Annotated in this window: 19 protein-coding genes; 6 read left to right on the plus strand and 13 right to left on the minus strand. The window is 69.8% G+C overall.

From position 1 onward, the window contains the following. The first annotated feature begins 2 nt into the window (after positions 1 to 2). The 4 genes from BLASA_RS06505 (at position 3) to BLASA_RS06520 (ending at position 3,090) form a co-directional block, all read left to right on the plus strand. Positions 3 to 686 (plus strand): DUF2848 family protein, encoded by a 684-nt coding sequence (locus tag BLASA_RS06505; protein WP_014375261.1) that lies wholly within the window; start codon positions 3 to 5, stop codon positions 684 to 686. Continuing rightward, positions 686 to 2,131: a 4-hydroxyphenylacetate 3-hydroxylase family protein gene (locus tag BLASA_RS06510; protein WP_014375262.1), complete on the plus strand. Its 1,446-nt coding sequence runs from the start codon at positions 686 to 688 to the stop codon at positions 2,129 to 2,131. Before BLASA_RS06505 ends, BLASA_RS06510 begins: the two co-directional genes overlap by 1 nt. Positions 2,132 to 2,200: 69 nt before the next feature. After that, entirely contained in the window at positions 2,201 to 2,545 is a 345-nt protein-coding gene (locus BLASA_RS06515; protein ID WP_014375263.1) for a cupin domain-containing protein, read from the plus strand. Positions 2,546 to 2,574: 29 nt separating this feature from the next. Then, positions 2,575 to 3,090, plus strand: a complete 516-nt coding sequence (locus BLASA_RS06520; RefSeq protein ID WP_014375264.1) for a flavin reductase family protein — start codon at positions 2,575 to 2,577, stop codon at positions 3,088 to 3,090. A 753-nt stretch (positions 3,091 to 3,843) separates the two neighbouring features. Here the strand turns inward: BLASA_RS06520 and BLASA_RS06525 are convergent. From BLASA_RS06525 to BLASA_RS06545, 5 genes are all read right to left on the minus strand, one after another. Next, entirely contained in the window at positions 3,844 to 5,097 is a 1,254-nt protein-coding gene (locus BLASA_RS06525) for a bifunctional 3,4-dihydroxy-2-butanone-4-phosphate synthase/GTP cyclohydrolase II (protein WP_014375268.1), read from the minus strand. Then, a complete protein-coding gene (locus BLASA_RS06530) occupies positions 5,094 to 5,615 on the minus strand; it encodes a flavin reductase family protein (protein ID WP_014375269.1) in 522 nt (173 codons plus the stop codon). The genes BLASA_RS06525 and BLASA_RS06530 overlap by 4 nt, the downstream gene beginning before the upstream one ends. Continuing rightward, positions 5,612 to 6,547: an MBL fold metallo-hydrolase gene (locus tag BLASA_RS06535; RefSeq protein WP_014375270.1), complete on the minus strand. Its 936-nt coding sequence runs from the start codon at positions 6,545 to 6,547 to the stop codon at positions 5,612 to 5,614. Before BLASA_RS06535 ends, BLASA_RS06530 begins: the two co-directional genes overlap by 4 nt. A 100-nt stretch (positions 6,548 to 6,647) precedes the next feature. Beyond that, on the minus strand, positions 6,648 to 7,916 hold the full coding sequence (locus tag BLASA_RS06540) for an LLM class flavin-dependent oxidoreductase (protein ID WP_014375271.1): 1,269 nt from the start codon (positions 7,914 to 7,916) through the stop codon (positions 6,648 to 6,650). Between the two features lie 72 nt (positions 7,917 to 7,988). Continuing rightward, entirely contained in the window at positions 7,989 to 8,951 is a 963-nt protein-coding gene (locus tag BLASA_RS06545) for a fumarylacetoacetate hydrolase family protein (RefSeq protein ID WP_197536270.1), read from the minus strand. A 128-nt stretch (positions 8,952 to 9,079) separates the two neighbouring features. Here BLASA_RS06545 and BLASA_RS06550 point away from each other — a divergent pair, with 128 nt between their 5' ends. Continuing rightward, positions 9,080 to 10,072 (plus strand): LysR family transcriptional regulator, encoded by a 993-nt coding sequence (locus BLASA_RS06550; protein WP_014375273.1) that lies wholly within the window; start codon positions 9,080 to 9,082, stop codon positions 10,070 to 10,072. Between the two features lie 115 nt (positions 10,073 to 10,187). On the opposite strand, the gene BLASA_RS24875 is transcribed toward BLASA_RS06550, so the two are convergent. The 8 genes from BLASA_RS24875 to BLASA_RS24080 form a co-directional block, all read right to left on the minus strand. Then, a complete protein-coding gene (locus BLASA_RS24875) occupies positions 10,188 to 10,352 on the minus strand; it encodes a hypothetical protein (RefSeq protein WP_014375274.1) in 165 nt (54 codons plus the stop codon). Between the two features lie 618 nt (positions 10,353 to 10,970). Beyond that, positions 10,971 to 11,747 carry an IclR family transcriptional regulator gene (locus BLASA_RS06555; RefSeq protein ID WP_197536271.1) on the minus strand — a complete coding sequence of 259 codons (777 nt, stop codon included), beginning with the start codon at positions 11,745 to 11,747 and terminating at the stop codon, positions 10,971 to 10,973. A 68-nt stretch (positions 11,748 to 11,815) separates the two neighbouring features. Next, positions 11,816 to 12,097, minus strand: a complete 282-nt coding sequence (locus BLASA_RS06560) for a muconolactone Delta-isomerase family protein (protein ID WP_014375277.1) — start codon at positions 12,095 to 12,097, stop codon at positions 11,816 to 11,818. A gap of 6 nt (positions 12,098 to 12,103) precedes the next feature. Next, positions 12,104 to 14,107, minus strand: coding sequence for an alpha-ketoacid dehydrogenase subunit alpha/beta (locus tag BLASA_RS25820; protein WP_014375278.1), 2,004 nt, complete (start codon positions 14,105 to 14,107; stop codon positions 12,104 to 12,106). Between the two features lie 95 nt (positions 14,108 to 14,202). Further along, complete coding sequence (locus BLASA_RS06570) at positions 14,203 to 14,985, minus strand: N-acyl homoserine lactonase family protein (RefSeq protein WP_014375279.1); 783 nt, start codon at positions 14,983 to 14,985, stop codon at positions 14,203 to 14,205. Positions 14,986 to 14,991: 6 nt separating this feature from the next. Further along, positions 14,992 to 17,934, minus strand: a complete 2,943-nt coding sequence (locus BLASA_RS06575; RefSeq protein WP_014375280.1) for a molybdopterin-dependent oxidoreductase — start codon at positions 17,932 to 17,934, stop codon at positions 14,992 to 14,994. Then, positions 17,931 to 18,788: an FAD binding domain-containing protein gene (locus BLASA_RS06580; RefSeq protein ID WP_014375281.1), complete on the minus strand. Its 858-nt coding sequence runs from the start codon at positions 18,786 to 18,788 to the stop codon at positions 17,931 to 17,933. Before BLASA_RS06580 ends, BLASA_RS06575 begins: the two co-directional genes overlap by 4 nt. Before the next feature lie 399 nt (positions 18,789 to 19,187). Next, complete coding sequence (locus BLASA_RS24080; protein WP_083877949.1) at positions 19,188 to 19,352, minus strand: DMT family transporter; 165 nt, start codon at positions 19,350 to 19,352, stop codon at positions 19,188 to 19,190. A gap of 95 nt (positions 19,353 to 19,447) precedes the next feature. Between BLASA_RS24080 and BLASA_RS06585 the strand changes: the two genes are divergently transcribed. Next, entirely contained in the window at positions 19,448 to 20,167 is a 720-nt protein-coding gene (locus tag BLASA_RS06585) for a sensor histidine kinase (RefSeq protein ID WP_014375283.1), read from the plus strand. The last annotated feature ends 7 nt before the right edge of the window (positions 20,168 to 20,174 follow it).

The raw sequence follows: 20,174 nt of genomic DNA on the forward strand, positions 1-20,174 counted from the left end.
CGATGCCTGCGTTCCCGTCGCCGCTGCGACTCACAGTGAGCACGACCGCGGAGGTCGTGGACGTCCGACCGGCGCGACTGATCGTCGCCGGCTACACCGCCCGCAACCCCAAAGCGGTGGCCGAGCACATCGCCGAGCTCGCCGCAATCGGGGTGGCACCGCCCGCGACCGTCCCGGCCTTCTACGATCTCGATCCCTCACTGCTCACCACGGCCGCGACGATCGGCGTCCCCGGTCCCGAGAGCTCCGGCGAAGTCGAACCGGTGATCGTCCGGCACAGAGGCCGGCACTTCCTCGCCGTCGGCTCCGACCACACCGACCGCGAACTGGAGAAGTCGAGCATCGCCGGTTCCAAGGCAGCCTGTCCCAAGCCACTGGGTACGACGGTCGTCGAGCTGCCCACTGATCTCGCGCAGTTCGACTGGGATGCGGTCCAGGCCGAGAGCGAGGTGGACGGCGAGCCCTACCAGCGGGGCCGGTTGTCGGCGCTGCGTACACCGTCCGACGTGCTGGCCCGGCTGGCCGACGCCCTGCCCGACACCGACGGCGACCTCGTCCTCTTCGGAGGAACGCTGCCCTTGCTGACCGGCCGATTCCACTACGGACGGGCATGGAACATGCGGCTGAGGCTCGCCGACGGCACCCTTTTGACCCACGGCTACGAGACGAAGGAAGAGAACAGCTGATGCGCACCGGCAAGCACTACCTCGCTGCCCTCAACGACGACCGGGAGATCTACGTCGACGGCGAGCGGATCCGGGACGTCGCGAACCATCCAGCCTTCGCTCCGATCGCCACGACGATCGCCGAGCTGTACGACCTCGCCGCCGAGCCGGCCTCGAAGATGACCTTCACCGCGCCGGAAACGGGCGCGGAGGCCAACCGGGTCTACGGCATCCCGCGCAGTCGCGAGGACCTGGCGGACTTCCGCCACGCGGCAGAGACCTGGGCTCGCCACACCCACGGCTGGGTCGGGCGCAGTCCCGACCACGTCGCCACGTTCATCGCCGGATTCGCCGCACACCCGGAGGCCTTCTCGGCCGGTGAGCGCGACCTGTCCGCGAACGTGCTCGCGTACCACCAGCGGCTGCTCACCGAAAGCCGCTATGTCTCCTACGCCATCATCCCGCCGCAGGTCTCCCGCGCCACCACTGCGCACGCCTGGGACGGCGACTTCGTCCAGGTCGGCGTGGTGGAGGAGACTCCAGACGGCATCGTGGTGCGCGGCGCCCAGATGCTCGCCACCGGCGGGCCGGTGGCCGACGACATCTTCGTGTCCTGCATCAAGCCGCTGACCGAGGATGACAGAGACTTCGCGATCAGCTTCGTCGTCCCCGCCGGGACCCCGGGTCTGAAGTTCTACTGCCGACGTCCGTACGCGCCCGCGGCCACCAGCTCCTACGACTATCCGCTGACTACCCGCTACGACGAGACCGACGCGCTGCTCGTCTTCGACGACGCGTTCATCCCGTGGGAGAACGTTTTCGTGGACCGGGACGTCGCAGGCTTGCGCCGGCAGTTCTTCGAGACCGGGGCGCACGTGCTGGGCAACTGGCAGGCGCAGATCCGGTTCTCCGTGAAGCTGCAGTTCATCGCCGGCCTGGCTCGGAAGGTCGCCGCCGTCAACGGCGTGGACAAGTTCCCGGGTGTCGTCGAGAAGCTCGGTGAACTGGCCAGCCTCGCCGCCGTGGTCGAATCGGCCGTACTCGCCGCCGAGTACACCGCAAGTCCCGACGAGGCAGGCCTGTGGCGCCCCGGCAAGCGGGCTGTCTACGGCGCCATGGGGCTGCAGGCCGAGCTCTACCCGAGAGCGCTGGCGATCCTGCGCGAACTCGTCGGCGGCGGCGTTCTACAGGTGCCCTCCAGTGTGGCCGACATGCGCAATCCCGAGACGCGGTCGGACATCGATCGCTACATCTACTCGCCGGGGGCTCCCGCCGAGGAGCGGATCAAGCTGTTCAAACTCGCGTGGGACGCCGTCGGCAGTGAGTTCGGTGGGCGCCACCACCAGTACGAGATGTTCTACGCCGGAGCGCCCTTCGTGGTGAAGGGCTACGCATTCCGCAACTACGGCTTCGAGGGCACGCTCGCCGACGTCGACGCCTTCCTGGCGAGCTACGGCGTCGAGTAGCCCCCGGCTGGTTCCCGCCCGGCCGGCCCACGACGAACCCACCACTCAGTACTTGATCGAGGAGCGCCCATGGCAAAGCCAGAGCACGAGTTCTTCCCGGTGGAGAACATCGCATACACGATCTGCCCCGGTGACAATCCCAAGATCAAGGAAAGGATCCTCGCCGCGGATGACAAGGCCGGTGTTGCGACGCGGATCCTGCGATACGAGCCGGGCGCCGACTTCACGGCTAGCGGGGTGCAGCGCCATGACTTCTGGGAGGAGGTCTACATCCTAGAAGGGTCCTTCACCGACCTGACCCTCGGCGAGACCTTCACCGCCGGGATGTACGCCTGTCGCCCACCGGGCATGCCGCACGGGCCGTGGCGCTCCGATGAGGGCGTAACGACGTTCGAGGTTCGCTACCGCGGTTGAGGAAGGGGCCCATCATGGGAGGAACAACCATGTCGGAACGGGATGTCGTCGATCCGCTGGCCATGCGCCGCACCATGAGCCGGTTCGCCACGGGCGTGGCCGTGATCACCGCGCTGGACGGCGGCCAGCCCCACGGCATGACCGTCAACAGCTTGACGTCGGTCTCTCTGGACCCGCCGCTGCTGCTCGTCTGCCTCACCACCGGCGCTCGGACGACCGAGGCCGTGCTGAATGCCGGACGTTTCGCCGTGAATATTCTAAGCGCGCGCCAGGAGGAAATCGCCCTGCGATTCGCCAAGCGCGGAGTCGATCACTTCGAGGGCCTACCGCTTCACTACGGGCGACATCGGGTGCCGGTCGTGCCCGAGGCGCTCGCGCACCTCGAGTGCACGCTGGAACGCCAGTTCCAGGGCGGCGATCACACCATCATCATTGGCCATGTCGAGCAGGCTTCCGACCGCGTTGGTGCGCCGCTGGCCTTTCTCGCCGGCCGGTTCGGCGACGTCGTGGAAAGGGGATCCGAGCCCGAACACTGGTTCTTCTGACACGCAGCGTTTCGCTGGCCCACATGCGCTCCAACCGGACGGCGGATCGGAGCCCACGAATGAAACAACGCGGCACAAGCGCCCAAAGGATCAGTGGGTCATGACTAACGAGGCCGCCAAACCGAGAGACGAATGGGACCTGGTCGAGCTGCCGTGACGCACTGGACCGAGGTGTATCAGGCCGAGCCCCGGCTGGGCTTCGATCGTCGAGGCCGGAATGGTCACCTGGTCGCGGTGCCGCCAGCACATCGAGGCCGGCGACCCGAGGGACCTCGACATGGACAACGGCCATCGGCACTGTGGAACGCCGGTGCATCAGGACCGTTGCCCCGCTAGCGACGGGGAGGCGGCCGACGACTCCCAGGCAGCCATAAGGGGGCCCTCGGGAGCCCACCCGGAATGCCACCTCCCGGAGCCCCCTCCGTTCAGCGCCTCTTCTCTCTCTCCGAGGTGACCGGCGGCCCCTCGTCACCGCCCGTAACGGCCTCGCCTCTGAAGCCTTTGTGGCACCCGGCGGCCGACCGGCGGCACAGCCGGCGCGGCGAGAACGCCTGCGAGCCCCTGTGTCCCACGCCGGGTCCGATCGAGGCTCTCATCCGCCGGGAGGACGACATTCATTCCGGCACCGCGAACCGCGCGAACTCAATCGCTGTCGCGGGGCACCCGTGAAGCCTCTACCGCGACGCGGTCGAGGACATCGCCGCTTCCTGGCCGCCGTGCCGGCCGCATCCTCATCCCAGCCTTCCCGGCGTCTCAGCCGTCCCGTAGCCAGTCGGACGAAGACACCTCCAAGACGTGGCCCATCCGCTCCTGCTTGGTGCGCAGGTACCGGACGTTGTGCGGTGTCAACACCACCGGCAGGGCCACCCTGCTGGCGACGGTCAGGCCGTAGCCGTCGAGCCCGCCGAACTTGGCGGGGTTGTTGGTGATCAGCCGTAGCCGAGTGATGCCGAGATCACCCAGGATTTGCGCTCCCACTCCGTAGCTGCGTGAGTCCGCGGGCAGCCCCTGGGCGGTGTTGGCATCGACGGTGTCCAGACCCTTCTCCTGCAGGGCGTAAGCGCGGATCTTGTGTGCCAGGCCGATGCCCCGGCCCTCGTGGCCGCGCAGGTACACCACAGCGCCGCAGCCCTCCCCGGCGACGGCCAGCAGTGCCTGCTCCAGCTGGCCGCCGCAGTCACAGCGCAGCGAGCCCAGAATATCGCCGGTGAGGCACTCCGAATGCACCCGGACCAGGGCGCCGGCCTTGGTCCGTCCCGCTGCCGCGACGTCCCCGAGGACCAGCGCCAGGTGCTCGCTCCCGTCCAGCTTGCTTCGGTAAGCCAGCGCCCGAAAGTCCCCGAACTTGGTCGGCATCTGCGAGCTGGCGACCAGCTCCACCAGTTGCTCGGTGGCCCGCCGGTACCGGATGAGGTCGGCGATCGCGAGCACCGGCAGGTTGTGCTCGGCGGCGAAGGTGGCCAGCGAGGCGCCCGCGCGCATCGAGCCGTCCTCGTCGACGATCTCCCCGATCACCCCGACGCCGGACAGCCCGGCCATGGTCGTGAGGTCGACCGCGGCCTCGGTGTGCCCCGCCCGGACCAGCACCCCGCCGGCCTGCGCCCTGAGCGGGAACACGTGGCCGGGCCGGCGTAACTCGTCCGGGCGAAGGGCGTCGTCGGCCAGCGCCCGCACCGTCCGCGCCCGATCGGCCGCGGACACACCCGTGCCGGTGTCGACGTGGTCCACCGTCACCGTGAATGCGGTGCCGTGCGCGTCGGTGTTGTCCGCGGTCATCTGCGGCAACCGCAGCGCGTCGGCGCGATCGGCGCTCATCGGCACGCAGACGATCCCGGTTGTGTGACGCACCAGGAACGCCATCTGCTGTTCGGTCACGCTCTCGGCGGCGAGGATGAGATCGCCCTCGTTCTCCCGGTCTGCGTCGTCCACCACGATCACCATCCGGCCCTCGGCCAGGGCGGCGACGGCATGCTGCACCGCCTCGGCCGGCGACGGGCGGGCAGTCACGCCGTCTCCTCGAGATGGGCGTGGGTGCCGAACACCCGGCCGTGGTAGGTCAGCGGCCGGCCGTCGAGGGTCTCCGCGGCCACGACGGTGCCGAGGGCCACGACGTGGTCTCCGCCGTCCACCAGACCGGCGACATCGCAGGCCAGCCACCCCGGCGCCCCCGGCAGTCGGGGCAGGTCGTCGTGCAGCTCCCAGTGGACGCCGTCGAATTTTCCGGTCCCACCCTTCTTCGCGAAGGCCAGCGCCAGCGCCGACTGGGTCGACCCCAGCACGTTGACTCCGAAACGTCCGCACTCACGGACGCGCGCCAGCAGTTCCGATCCCCGGTCCAGGGCGACCAGCACCATCGGCGGGTTCATGGAGAGGGAGGCGAAGGCGCTCACCGTCGTCCCGTGCGGTCGCCCGTCGGAGATCGCGGTGACCACCGAGACCGGCGTGGCCACGCCGGCCATCACCTCGCGGAAGTGGGCCTGCAGCTCTTCGACGTACGGGCTTGTCCGCATCTGGTCGGCGGTCATGCCAGGCATGTCAGGGGGCGACCGCCGTTGAAGGCGATCATCTCGTCGACGATGAGGTGGTAGTCCAGGGGAACGCCCTGCGGTTCCCCGCGGAGCTCGGAGTAGGCCCGGTGCAGGTTGCCCACCAGCCGCTCGGAATCGGTCCATCCGGCGAACTCGCCGAGGTCGGTGCGGCGGGCCACCTCGAGGGGCTCGTCGCCCGCGGCTAAGCCCTCCTTCGCCTGCTCCTGCACGAAGCGCAGATAGATGAGCTGGTCGCCGATGACGGCGCTGTCGCACACAGCTCCATGGCCCGGAACCAGTGTGCCGGCATCCAGGCTCGACAGGTCCGTGAGCGCGTCGATCAGCCCCTGGACCGATCCCATGACCACGAACGGCGTGCCCCCGTTGAAGACCAGGTCGCCGGCGAACAGCAGGCCGCGCGAAGGCACCCACATCGTTACGTCGTTGGTCGTGTGCGCAGGCCGGCCGACATAGCGCAGCGTGGTCTCGATGTCGTCACACCAAACCGTCACCGAGTCGGAGAAGGTCACTGTCGGCGCCGCGATCTCCAGGTCGCCCCACTCCACACCCGGGAACCACTCCTGGGTCTCCAGGCCAACGGCGAGCATGGACTCCCGGCAGAGGTCGTGGCCGACGATCGTCGCCTCCGGAAAGAGGTAGTTGCCGTAGGTGTGGTCGCCGTGATGGTGGGTGTTCACGATCGTCCGTACCGGCGTACCGGTGAGGCTGGCGACGGCGTCGCGCAGGCCCTGCCCGCGGGCTGCGGTGAACGCGGTGTCCACCAGCGTGACGCCGCGCTCGCCGACGTGGACGCCGGCGTTGTTCAGGCCCCATCCACCGTCCAACTGGACGAAGGCGGAGAAGCCGCCGCCGAGGTTCTCGAGGGTCGGCGGGGGGAGAGTCGCGGTGGCGTTCCGGCTGTTGCTCATGCGTCGTCCTCCGGGATGGAAGGGGGGCGGGACGGGAGGGGGGAAGGGCCGATCCGGGGGCGCCTGCGCGGCAGGCGCCCCCGGGGCGGGCGGGGACGGATCAGGCCTGGCCGGCGACCGCCCCGGTGAGCCCGAACTCCGGCATGACCTCGTTCGAGAACAGCTCGAGCATCTGCAGGCCCTCGTCGCGCGGGATCATGCCCCAGTGGAAGAGCCATACGAAGTAGTCGATCGGCATCTTCGTGAGGAACTCACTGATCTGGCGCTTGACGCTGTCCACCGTGCCACCGATGAGCAGCCCGCTGTTGATCAGCCGGTCGGCGAGGTGCTCGCCCGGCTTGGGCACCGGCCCCTCCTCGCCGTCGTAACGCGCGCCCTCCATGAAGCCGAACTGCTCGTACCAGCCCTGCCAGACCGGCTTCTCGTAGCGGTCCACGCTCTCCCGGATCCGGGCGCGCACCTCGTCCTCGGGCGTGCCGTTCGGATAGACGTAGAACGTGCGGCAGACGCCGATGCCCTCGCCGAAGCGCGGGTTGCGGCCGCGTGAGTTGGCGCCCTCGACGTAGATGTCCATGAGCTGGCGCAGCTTCTCGTGCGAGCCCATGAGGATCGTCGGCGTGACGTCCTCCTCGCCGCACCACCGCAGGGTGCCGGGGCTGGCGCCGAACGCCTGGAACAGCTGCGGGTGCGGGCTCTGGTACGGCCGCGGCACCACGCTGACGCCCTTGATCGTGCCGTGCTCGTCGACCTCGCCGGGCTGGCCGTACGGGCGGGTGATCGTGTCGGCCGGCGGCCAGTTCGGGATGCCCTCGATCGGGAACGGCACCTGATAGGTCGGGCCGTCGTACTGCAGCAGCGGCTCGGTCCACGCCTTCTTCATGATCTTGAAGTTCTCGGAGAAGAGCAGCCGGTTGCGCTGGTCGGCGTCGCTCATGTCCGACGCCGTCGACGTCACGCCGAACCGTTGACACAGGATGTTCTGCCAGCGCGCCTGGTAGCCACGCGCCATGCCGACGAACAGCCGGCCCTTGAGCATGTGGTCCACCATGGCGATCTCTTCGGCCAGCCGGATCGGGTCGTGCGCGGGGAGCACCAGCCCGAGCTGGCCGTGCCGGAGCCGCTTGGTGTGCTGCCCGAGATAGAGGTTGAGCATCAGGGGGGACGGTGAGATCTCCATGCCCTCGGAGTGCATGTGGTGCTCGACGTGGGTGATGCCCCAGTAGCCGAGGTCGTCGGCGGCCTTGACGAGCTCGACAAGGCTCTCGAGCATCCGCTGGTAGGCGTCGTTGTCCCGTCCGATCGGGCGGCGGGCGGCCATCTCCTGCTCGTCACCGAGCGTGGGATAGACCTGCAGGATCACTTCGGTCATGCGCGTCTCCGTCGTGTTGCGGGGGGAGCCGGTCTGCCGGGCGGCAGTCCGGTACGTGCAGCAGGGGACGGCTCAGGCCGTCGTATGAACGAGGTCGATGCCGTAGCCGGGTGCCGGCCGCTTCTGGCCGACGGTGTTGCGCAGGACGCCGATGCCGGTGACCTCCAGCTCGACGACGTCGCCGGGTGCGATCCAGCGGTCCATCTCCAGGCCGCAACCGCGGCCGATCGTGCCGCCGCCGAAGACGTCACCGGGCTGCAGTGGCTGGTCCACCGACAGGGTTGAGATGACCTCGGCGAAGCTGAAGACCATCGCGCCCAGAGTGCCCTCGGACCAAGTCTCGCCGTTGACCCGAGCGCTCATGCGGGCGGTGGAGATATCGATCGAGTCCGCAGTGGTCAGCGTCGGGCCCAGGGTGGTGGCGAAGTCCTTGCCGAGGGCCGGCCCGAGCTGCACCTCCATCTCCCGGAACTGGATGTCGCGGGCGCTCCAGTCGTTGAAGATCGTGTAGCCGACGATGCAGTCCAGTGCCTGCTCCGGCGTCACCTGGAAGGCGCGCTTGCCCAGGACCGCGGCCACCTCGAGCTCGAAGTCGAGCTTATCGGTGTAGTGCGGCCAGGGGACCTCGTCCTCCGGGCCGATGACCGTGTCGGGATTGCCCTTCCAGTGGATCGGCAGTCGGTACCACTCGGCCGGCACACTGCCGAAGCTGTTCCTGACGTGCTCCTCGACGAGCATGAAGTCGCGCATCGAATTGGGGCGGGGGAGGGGTGCGAGCAGTCGGACCTCGCTCGCGGGTGCCGAGAACCCGCCGGTGTCCCGCGCACGGTCCAGGCACTTCCGGGCGAGGTCGAGACCCTCGTCGCCGAGGCGGAGCAGCTCGAGCATCGAGCCGGGAACGGGATACCCACCGGGGCGACTCCCCGCCGCGTCGACGAGGTCGACGATCTGGTCGCCGTCGGCGATCCCGACGCGGGGAGAGTCCGCGCCGTCCCCGCGGCGGTAGCTGACCAGCTGCACGGTGCCTGCTCTCATCCGGTGGTGCGCGGGATCACGAACGGGATCGAACGTACGGTCGGCGGATGTGACCTGGGAAACACTGTTCTCTGGTCGATTCACCAACTAGATTGGTGAATCCGTTTGGGCAGAGAAATGGGCATGCGGTGGCTGACAACTTCGAACTTCGGCACCTGAGGGCGTTCGTCGCCGTCGCCGAGGAGCTGAACTTCTCCCGCGCCGCGCGCAAGCTGCACATGGTCCAGCAGTCGCTGAGCGCCCAGGTGCAGCAGCTCGAGCACGAACTCGGCGTCCAGCTCTTCCGGCGCACCACGCGGCGGGTGGAACTCAGCGAGGCGGGCGTGGCGCTGCTCGAACACGCCCGCTCGATCCTGCAGCGGGTGACCTCGGCTGCCGAGGAGGTCCGGCGCACCGCCGCGGGTGAGAGCGGGCGGCTGGTCGTCTCCTACACCCCGACCCTGGTGAACGAGACCCTTCCCCGACTGGTCGGCGCGGTGCACGAGCACTGGCCCGGGCTCTCGCTGCAGATGGTCGAGATGTGGCAGACCGAGAGCATCGAGTCGGTGAGAGCCGGACGGGTGGACGTCGGGATGGCACGCCCCGCGCACGTGGACGAGGACCTCGAGTCGGTCCGGCTGCGGGACGAGCCGATCGGGGTGGTGCTGGGGGAGCAGCATCCCCTGGCGCGCCGACCCCTCCTGACCATGGAGGACCTGGCGAACAGCACCTTGGCCATCTGGCCCCGCCAGTTCTCGCCGGACTTCTTCGACCAGGTTGTCGACTCCTTCCGGGGACACGGCTTCCGGGGCTCGATCCAGGAGTTCGAGTACCTGACGTCGGCGCTGTTCCACCGCGATCCGGCGGCCCGCGCGGAGATCGCGGCCGGCCGCGCATTCTCGGTCGCGTTCGTGACCCAGTTCGACCCCCTGCCAGAGGGGTTCGTGTGGCGCGCGGTCGAGCCGCAGACGCTGATCCCCGTCCAGCTCTACTGGCGTCGGGGAGCCGGGGCCGCCGTCCGGCGCTTCGTCGACGTGGCGGTCGAGGTTTCCGCGGCCGACGGCTGGCTGAGTCCCGGCCGGTCGGCGGCGTCCTCGCCGCCCGGCCCGACAGCGGCCGGGGAGTCGGGACAGGTGGGCTGAGACCCGGGCTCTCGCCGGGCGGCCCGCACCACGATGGGTTGAAGTCCGGCGCACCGCGCTGGAGCGCGCCGCCGCCGGAGGTGACTCTGGTCGAGGCACCCCCGGCGGGCGGGATTCAGCGGACGGGGGGCGTCTCGTCCCAGATCGGTGTCCGGAACTCGGGACGCAGCGTCGGCGTGAACTGCTCCAGGGTGATTCCGAGCTTGGGCAGCACCTTGTCGACGAGCAACTCGGTGCTGGCCAGCATCTTGTCGATGGACGCCGGCCCGATGCCTGCCACAGCACGAGCAGGTCGGTGTCGAAATCCTCGATCACCTGCTCGAGTTTGCGGGCGACGGTGTCGGCCGAGCCGGTCAGCGAGTACCGCAGGGTAATCCACGAGAGGCATCTCTCAGCTTGGTGCTCGGACGCGTCCGCTGAAGGACGATGATCCACATTGACGCCCCAGCTCGTTCGGCGGGGTTTCCAGCCACAGGTCCGGTGTGCGATGTCGTGGGACAGCCGTAAACGGTGTCCCGCGACATCGCAGCAGAGCGGGTGACGGGAATCGAACCCGCACAGTCAGCTTGGAAGGCTTGGGACTCTTGCCGGCATCTTTGCTGGTCACCATCAAGTCTGATGCATGCCGTGCCTTCCGCGTGCCTCAGCGCGGAAGACCCGTCGGAGCAGCGGCTCTTCGGTGTCGCTCGCTCAGCGGTCAGTCGAGTGCTGCGGTTCGCGACGACAGTGCTGCCCCCGCGGGCCCTGAGGAGCGATCCCTGATGGCGTCCCCGTCCGGGACGGCCGAGCCGGTTGTGGGTGCCAGCCGGGTTGCTGCGGTTCGCGGCGCCCTTGCTGCTGAGCCGCCCGTGCAGCATCCAGTCCTTGCTGTCCGCTCCGTCCGGGCCACTCCGCCGGACTACTCGAGGATGCGCAGATTGCTGACCTTCTCGGCGGCCCGCTGCACCTCGTTGACGATCTGCTCCTGCTCGGTCGCCCAGCGCGCGGAGGGGACGGAGACCGCGTAGCAGGCGACGACGAACCCGTCCTCGGTGATCGGCGCGCTGACGCAGTCGACGCCCTCGAAGAACTCGCCATGGTCGAAGGAGATCCGCTCCCGGCGGATCTTCTCGAACTCCTCCTCCAACAGGGACCGGTCGGTGATGGTGTTCGTCGTCAGCGCGCGCAGCGGCTTGACCGAGAGCGTCCGCTCGCGATCGGCCGGCGAGGCGAACGCCAGCAGGAGCTTGCCGCTGGCCCGGGCGTGGACGTTGTCGCCGTAGCCGGCGGTGAGCCCGGCGACGCGGACGGCGTGGGCGCCCTCGACGGTCTGCAGCACCGCGATGGAGCCGTTGCGCCAGGCGCTGAGGTAGGCCGTCTCACCGGTGGCCGCCGCGAGGTCGCGCAACGGCTGCAGGTAGTACTCGGGGGCCCGGTTGTCCCGGCTGACGGCGGCGGCTATGACCGCAGCACGCGGGCCGAGCATGTACTGCCGGCGGGCGTCCTTCACGAGCAAGCCTTCGGCGGCCAGCGTGGTGAGCAGGTGGTAGGTCGTGGGCATCGACAGCCCGAACTGCTCGGAGGCTGCCTTCGCCGAGAGCCCGTCCGGGCTGGCGGCCACCGCGAGGAGCAGCCGGGACGCGCGGCTGACCGACTGGATCGTCGTCCTGCCGGTCGGCTTCGCGGCGTTGCTCACGATCTCCAGGATACGAGGAGTTCCGCTGTCGGCCGCACGATCCCGGCCCTGCGGGATCCGGGGCGGGCTCATCCGGGATCGCTCGGGTGCGGGCCCAGGGGCCGGATGGTCACCGCCATCCAGTCGAACAGCGGCAGTGTCCGCAGCAGCGCACGCAGCTCGTCCTCGTCCCGCGCCGACCACAGGCCGATGTTGCGCCAGCCGGCCTCCGCGGGGCGCCACAGCCGGAGCAGGTGCCCTTGCCCGGCTAGCTCCCGGGCACGCCCGGCCTCGGCAGCCCGGCGCCGCGCGATCTCGTCGTCGCGCGTGCCGGGTGGCACGGTCAGCAGCACCTCGGTGAGGAACTCCATCGGTGGTCAGCCGGCGAGGCCCGCGGCCACGCGGTCCGCGCCCGCCACTGCGCGGGCCGCAGCGACGATGCCGGCCAACGAGGGCCGGAGCGCGTCCTGCAGCACGGGCGCGGACGGGATGCGCGTGTCCGGCGTGCCGAGCCGGCGCACCGGCCCGGTCAGGGTGTCGAAGTGCTGCTCGGTGATCCGGGCGGCGACCTCGGCCCCGAACCCGCCGCTCGTCGTCGCCTCGTGCACGACCAGCACGCGGCCGGAGCTCGCGGCAACGGCTTGCGCGATCGTCGCGTCGTCCAGCGGGCGCAGCCAGCGCAGGTCGACGACGGTGGCCTCGACGCCCTCGGCGGCGAGCTGCTCGGCGGCGGTGAGCACATCGCCGAGGATGGCGCCCCAGGTGAGGATGGTCAGGTCGGCGCCGCTGCGGTGCAGCCGCGCGCCCTCGGCGCGCTGACCCGCGCCGCCGCTGCTCACCTCGCCGCTCTGCTGGTAGAGCGACCGGTGCTCGATGAGGACGGTGGGGTCCGGGTCGGCGATCGCCGCCCGGACCATGTCATAGGCGTCCTGCGGGGTGGCCGGCAGCCCGACCTTGATCCCGGGGACGTGCGCCAGCAGCGCCTCGATGCTCTGCGAGTGCTGCGCGCAGGAGCCCGGCGTGACGCCCTGCTGCATGCGGATGGTCACCGGGGCGTGCAGCCGGGACCGGTTGATGTACCGGACGTTCGCGGCCTGGTTGACGATCTGGTCGAGCGCGACGAAGACGAAGTCGGCCCACATGATCTCCACGACCGTCGGGATGCCCTCCAGCCCGGCGCCCACCGCGGAGCCGAGGATGGCCGACTCGGCGATGGGCGTGTCGAAGACGCGGTCGGCCCCGAACTGCTTCTGCAGGCCGCGGGAGACCCCGAAGATGCCGCCGGCGAAGCCGACGTCCTCCCCGTAGAGCAGCAGTTCCGGCCGCGCCTCGAGCTCCTCTTTCAGCGCCTGGTTGATCGCCCGCTGATAGGTCAGCTCCCGGGCCGGCTGCCGCGGGACGGCCGGCGGGACGGCGACCGGCCCGGCGTACAGGTGGTCGAGAGCCGTCGCCGGGTCGGGCGCCGGCATGTCGCGGACCGTCTCGGTGATGGCCTCGAGGAGGGCGCTGACCTCCTCGTCGATCCCGTCGACGGTGTCGTCGTCGAGCTCGCCGGAGGCGAGCCGGGCCTGGAGCAGGCGGGCCAGGGGCTCATCGGCCGCGGCCGCGGCGATGTCGTCCTTGGGCCGGTAGTGCTCGATGTCCCGGTTGTAGTGACCGCGCAGGCGGACGGTCTTGCACTCGAGGAGGACCGGGCCCTGTCCCGCCCGGCAGGTCTCGCCCGCGGCAGCGACGGCGTCGCGCACGGCGAACGGGTCGCAGCCGTCCACGACGTGGCTCTCGATGCCGAGTCCCACGCCACGCTGGGCGAGGTCGCCGCTGCGGGTCATCTGCGCGATCGGCGTCATCTCCGACCAGCCGTTGTTCTCGCAGATGAAGATCACGGGCAGGTTCCGCGCGGCCGCGAAGATCATGCCCTCGGTGGTGGCGCCCTGGTTCATGGCGCCGTCGCCGATCGAGGTGAGCACGACCCGGTCCGTCCCCTGGGCGAGCGTCGCCAAGGCGACGCCCGCGGCGATCGGGACGCCGGCGCCGACGATGGAGTTCTCGCCGAGGAACCCGGTGTCGGGGTCGCTCAGGAGCGCCGAGCCTGCCCGGCCACCGTTGACGCCCCCGGCCTTCTGGGCGATCTCGGCCAGCACCGCCGTGGGGTCGCTGCCGCACGCCAGGGCCCAGCCGTGGCCGCGGTAGGTGGCGAGTACCCGGTCCTGGGGCTGCAGCGCGGCGGTCGCGCCGACCGGGATCGCCTCCTGGCCGATGCAGGGGTGGACCGACCCCGCGACCACGCCCTCTGCCGACAGTTCGAGGACGCGTTCCTCGAAGCGGCGGATCAACGCCATCCGGCGGTACGCCTCCGCCACGGTCAGTTCGTCGCTGAGCATGTTTCCTCCGGGGCTTTCAGAATGTCGATTGGGTTTCAGAGCGGCTGATCGATTGGCCTGGCACGCGTCGTCGCGTGCCAGGGCGGTAGAGCGGCTCAGGTGTCGAACGGACCGGTGTAGCCGGTGCCGAGCCGGGCAATGTGCGGGTCGTGGGCGGGGTAGATCAGGTCCGCCCGCCCCTTGATGTCGGCGAGGGCGCGCATCATGGACTCCAGGTCGTAGAACAGTCCCGGCGGGATCGCCTTGTCGACATTGAGGTCGACCTTGCGCACCATGTCGCCGACGAGCGCGACCGTGCCGTCCTCGGTCTCGACGTAGAAGCACTGGCTGCCCGGGGTGTGGCTGTTCGGGTACAGCACGGCCTCGATGCCGGGGAGGATCTGCTTGTTCCCTTCGAGCATGTCGACGCGGTCCCACAACGAGTCGACGACGGCGGCGATGTCCTTGCGGTCGAAGAACATGTCCTTGCTGCCGATCTCGAGCTCCGCGGGCCCCATCGGCGCGGCAGCGGCCATGATCTCGGTGCGTTGCACGACGAACCGGGAGTTGGGCAGCAGTTCCATCCCGCCGGCGTGGTCGTAGTGCAGGTGCGTGATGAGGGTGGTCCGGATGTCGCCCGGTTCGAGCCCGTGCAAGGCGAGCTGGGCCTGCAGGCTCTGCTCGCGCGACTTGCTGTGCGGCCCCAGCCGGTGCACCCCGGTCGCTCGCTCGGGCTCGCGCATGCCGGTGTCGACGAGGATCGGCTCCGGGCCGCCTTCGATGAGGAAGGCAAGGATGGGCACCTCGACGAGTCCCTGCTGGCGGGTGAGACTCCAGAACACGTCCAGGACGGCGCCGACGTGCGCCTGCCCGACGACGAGCGGGTGGACCTTGTACAAGCGCGCCTACACCTCCTGCCGTGCCGACGCGATCAACTTCAGCATCCGGTCCGGGGACAGCGGCGTCTCGGTCAACTCGACGCCGAGCGGGGCCAGGGCATCCTCCACCGCGTTCATGACAGCGGCCGGCACACCGACCGGCCCGCCCTCGCCCATGCCCTTGGTGCCGAGCGTGGTGAACGGCGACGGTGACTCCAGGTGCCCCAGCTCGATGCGCGGCAGGTCGACCGCCTCCGGGATGGTGTAGGTGAACAGCCCCGTGTTGAGCAGGTTCCCGCGGTCGTCGTAGCGGAGTTCCTCCTCGAGGATGCCGCCGATGCCCTGCACGACGCCGCCGTGCAATTGGCCGTTGACGATCATCGGGTTGACCACCTTGCCGCAGTCGTGCGCGACGTAGATCCGGCTCAGCCTGATCTGGCCGGTCTCGATGTCGACCTCCACCTCGACGGCGTAGCAGCCGCTGCTGTGGTTGGTGTAGATCGACAGGGACCCGTTCTCCCGGGGGACCCAGCGGACCATCTTCGACTGCCAGGTGTAGGTCTCCTCCAGGTTTGCCATGACCCCTTTCGGCACCGTAGCGATGGGGCCGGGCCACAGGTGCACGCCGTTGCCGATCGCGCGGTAGTCGATGGACTTGCCGCCGGGGCCGTCGAAACCGCCCTGACGCGGTTCGAGCTGGAACGGGTCGTCGAGCTCGAGCATCTGCGCCGCGATCTTGCGCAGCTTCTGGTGCAGCGCCCGCGAGGCCTCGGCGGTCGAGGACATGCCGAACGCGGCACCCCGGCTGGACCAGGCGCCCAGTCCGTAGGGCACCTTGTCCGTGTCGCCGCAGATGACCTTGACCTGCTCGGGGTCGACGTTCATCTCCTGGGCGACGATCTGGGCGTAGGCGGTGGTGATGCCCTGGCCGATGTCCTGCATGCCCGTGAGCAGCACGAAGTCGCCTTCGGGCATCATCCGCAGCGTCGCTGTCTCGTTGGCGTTGAACACCGAGTTCGGGACCGACCCACCGGCGGGCTCGAGCATCATCGCGTAGCCGAGACCGATGTACCTTCCCTCGGCGAGGGCGGCCTGCTGGCGCCGCCGGAAGGTGGCCTGCCCCATGGCCTCTTCGGCCATGCGCACGAGCTCGGGGTAGTTGCCGGAGTCGTAGATCGGCCCGGTGAGGATCTCGTAGGGGAACTCATCGGGCTGGATGAAGTTGCGCCGCCGCAGCTCGTTGGGGTCCATGCCGATCTGGCGAGCGGCGACCTGTATCAGCCGTTCGATGCTCTGGTTGGCCACGTCCTTGCCGTAGCCGCGGTACGGACCGTACGGCGCCTTGTTGGTCACCACGCCGCGGGCCCGGGCCTGGTACGCCGGCACCTTGTAGTTGCCGCTGCCGTAGAAGAGCGCGACGTGGTGCTGCCCGATGCCGTGCGCCCGGTTGGTGCCGTCGCAGCCGGCGTCGCCGAGCCAGTCCGCCTTGAGGGCCAGGATCCGGCCGTCGGCGTCGAACGCGGCCTCGAGGTCGGCGTCGTAGTCGCGGGCGTGGATGCCGGAGAGGAAGTTCTCCGCCCGGGTCTCCACCCACAGGACCGGCCGGCCGGACTTGAGGGCGAGCATGACCGGGAGGACGTCGTCGTAGATCTGCAGTTTGATGCCGAACCCGCCACCGACGTCCTTGGCGACGACCTGGATCCGCCCCTCGGGCATGCCCAGCATCTGCGCGAACAACGTCCGGCACTGGTGCGCGCTCTGGGTCGACATGTCGATGCGCAGGTCGCCGGTGGCGACGTCGAACGCGGCCAGGGTGACGCGGGCCTCCAAGGGCGCCGCCGTGTACCGGTGGTGGTGGAAGGAGTGCCGGACCACGTGCGCGGCCCGCTCGAACGCGCCGTCGACGTCGCCCTCGGTGAACGACACGTCCATACCGACGTTGTCGTCCCAGTCGTCGTAGACCTTCACTGTGCCCTCGAGCGCCTGGGCGATGCTCGTGATCGGCGTCAGCACCTCGTACTCGACGTCGATGAGGGCGAGCGCGTCCTCGGCCACGTACGGGTCACGCGCAGCGACGGCGGCGATCGGCTCACCCTGGTACACGGCCTTGTCCACCGCGAGGGCGTAGGACGTGTTCAGGACGTAGCCGAGGTTGATGACTGGCGGGAACGGGTTCCACGTCTCCTTGGCCTCCTGCCCGGTCAGCACGTATTCGACCCCGTCGAGCGCCAGCGCCCGCGAGGCGTCGATCCGCACGATGCGGGCGTGCGCGTGCGGGCTACGCAATACCGCCGCGTGCAGGGTGCCGGCCGGCAGCTGATCGGCCGTGAAGCGGCCGTACCCGGTGAGCAGCCGGTTGTCCTGCGCCCGCTCGACCGAGCGGCCGATCCAGCCCTCGCTCTCCTCGGGGTGCGCGCCGGCCCCGAGCGGTGCGGTGTAGGTCTCGCCCCGCGCCGCGGCGGCGGTCGCGAGGATCGCGTCGACGATGTTCTGGTATCCGGTGCAGCGGCACAGGTTGCCGGCGATCGCCTTGCGGACGTCGTCCTCGGTCGGGTTCGGGTCCCGGTCGAGCAGTGCCTGGGCGGACATCAGCATGCCGGGGGTGCAGTAGCCGCACTGCAGGCCGTGGAACTTCTTGAAGTTGGCCTGCAGCGGCGAGAGGGCGTCCGGGGTGCCGAGGCTCTCGACGGTCTTCACCTCGCAGCCGTCGGCCTGCGCGCACAGCATCATGCAGGACTTCATCGGCTTGCCGTCGACGTGCACGGTGCACGCCCCGCAGACGCCCTCGTCGCAGCCGATGTGGGTGCCGGTGAGGCCGCGGTCGCTGCGCAGGTAGTCGACGAGCAATTCGCGGGTCGGCACCACGTCCCGGCGGGAACGGCCGTTGACGGTGATGTCGACGGTCTGCGTCTCCTCCTCGGGCGCGACGGTCTTCGGCGCGGTGTCGTTCCGGTCGGCGAGGCTGGTCATCGGATACCTCCATTGTCGAGCGCGGCGGAGACGGCCCGGTGCACGAGCACCGGCAGGACGGCGCGCCGGTAGTCGGCGTCAGCGTGGGTGGTGCTGGGGACGGTGAAGCCGCGGGTGGCGTCGGCGATCGCGGCGCGGACCGAGGGCGCGTCCAGCCCGTCGGACTCGATGGTCCGGGCGACGTCGTCGAGGCGGACGCTGCGGTGGTGCACGCGGCCGACCGCGAGCCCGACCGTGATGCCAGCGCCGGCGCGACGGACGCAGGCGGTGGCGCTCCCGATGCCGGCGTCGGCCCACTGGCGGGAGAGGCGGATGTAGGCCGAGCCGTCCCAGCGGGGGAAGCGCAGCGCGGTGATGATCTCCCCCGGCGCCAGGGGGTTGGTCTCTGCGGCGACGAACTCCGCGCCCGGCAGTGAGCGGGCCCCGCCGCGGCCCAGCACCGTGACCTCGCCACCCGCGGCGGACAGCACGGTGCCGACGTCGTTGCCCCACCAGGAGGGCACCCAGGACCCGCAGATGTTGCCCCCGACGGTGCCCCGGTTGCGGATCTGGACGTCGGCGACCCGGCCGGCGGCCGTTGCGAGGGCGGCGAGATTCGCCCGGACCGTCGGGTCCTCGGCGACCGTGGCCAGGGTGGTCACCGCGCCGATCTCCAGTGCGTCGTCGGTGAGCCGGATGTAGTCGAGCTCGAGGATCCGCGAGATGTCGACGAGGGTGCCGACCTGCAGCGTGCGGGCCCGGATGTCCCGCATGACGCCCTGGCCGCCGGCGATCGGGATGGCGTTCCCACCGAGCAGCTCAGCGGCGTCGGACGGACTGGCTGCGCGTACGTAGTTCAGTGCGGGCGGTCTCATGGCCGGCTCCCGGGTCGAGGGATCTAAGCAACGGACGGACCACGATTGACTTTCACTATCTGTAGTCCAGTTGCGAGATCAGGCTAGTGAACGGCATTACAGTGCGTCAAGCCCCCTGTCTGGGACGGCGAGCGGGGACGCCGAGCGTGGACTCGTGGGGGGGCTGCTCGCCCCGCCCGCGCATGGGAGGGTGTTCGGCCCTGCTTCAGCGCGCCGAGTCGGTGACCGATCCGAGGAGCTTCCCCCTGCGAGCATCACGAGCGGTGCAGCGCGATGGACAGCCGGAAGGAACCTGACGCGCGGAATCGACACCACGTTCGTCTGCCGGCCCGCTCGTGCGGCTGACGAGTGCCGCGCTCGCCTTTTGCGCCCCGTTCAGCAAGACCCGAGGGGGACCGGTCAGTGCGCGTTCGAACCGGCCAAGTTGAGGCCCACGATCCCGCCGACGATCATCAGGATCGACGCAATGCGCACGAAGGCGGCGGGGTCACCGAGCCACAACATGCCGCACACTGCCGTGCCGACGGCGCCGACACCGGTCCACACCGCGTAAGCCGTACCCACTCGCCGCCGGCCTGGCGCACGAGATCAACTCGCCCATCCAGTTCGTCGGTGACAACGCCCGGTTCCTCGAGGAGGCCTACCAGGAACTCATCCGGGTGGTCGAGGTCTACCGGGGGCTGTTGGACACCTCCAATCCCATCGGGTGGATCGAGCGGCAGGAGCGCGTGCGCCAGGCCGAGGCGGGCATCGACTTCGACTACCTCGAGAAGGAGATTCCCAGCGCAGTCGAGCAGACGCTGGAGGGCATCGACCGGGTGTCGACGATCGTCCGGGCCATGAAGACGTTCAGCCACCAGGGGCACAAGGAGCAGGCGCCGGCCGACCTCAACGAGGCGGTGACTGCCACGGTGACCGTCACCCGTCACCAGGTCAGCGACGTGGCAGACCTGGTGCTGGAGCTGGCCGACCTGCCGCCTGTGCGGTGCAACATCGCCGACCTCAACCAGGTGTTCCTGAATCTGATCGTGAACGCGGCGGACGCCATCGAGGAGACCGGACGCCGGGGGGTGATCACGGTGGCCACGGCTCTGGACGGTGAAGAGGTCGTCGCCCGCATCAGTGACACCGGCGGCGGAATCCCCGAGGACGTACTCCCGAAGATCTTCGATCCGTTCTTCACGACCAAGGACGTCGGCCGTGGCAGCGGGCAGGGCCTCCCGCTGGCTCGGGGAGTGGTCCAGGAAGGCCATGGCGGAACGCTGACCGTCGAGTCCGTGCCCGGTGAGGGGACCACCTTCTCCGCGCGCATCCCCGCCGGCGGTCTGGCGGAGAAGGAAGCGGACGTGGCGGCTCCCTCGCCGGCGGCGGTCGGCTGACCGCGGG

Source organism: Blastococcus saxobsidens DD2, assembly GCF_000284015.1.
GTDB classification, from domain to species: domain Bacteria; phylum Actinomycetota; class Actinomycetes; order Mycobacteriales; family Geodermatophilaceae; genus Blastococcus; species Blastococcus saxobsidens_A.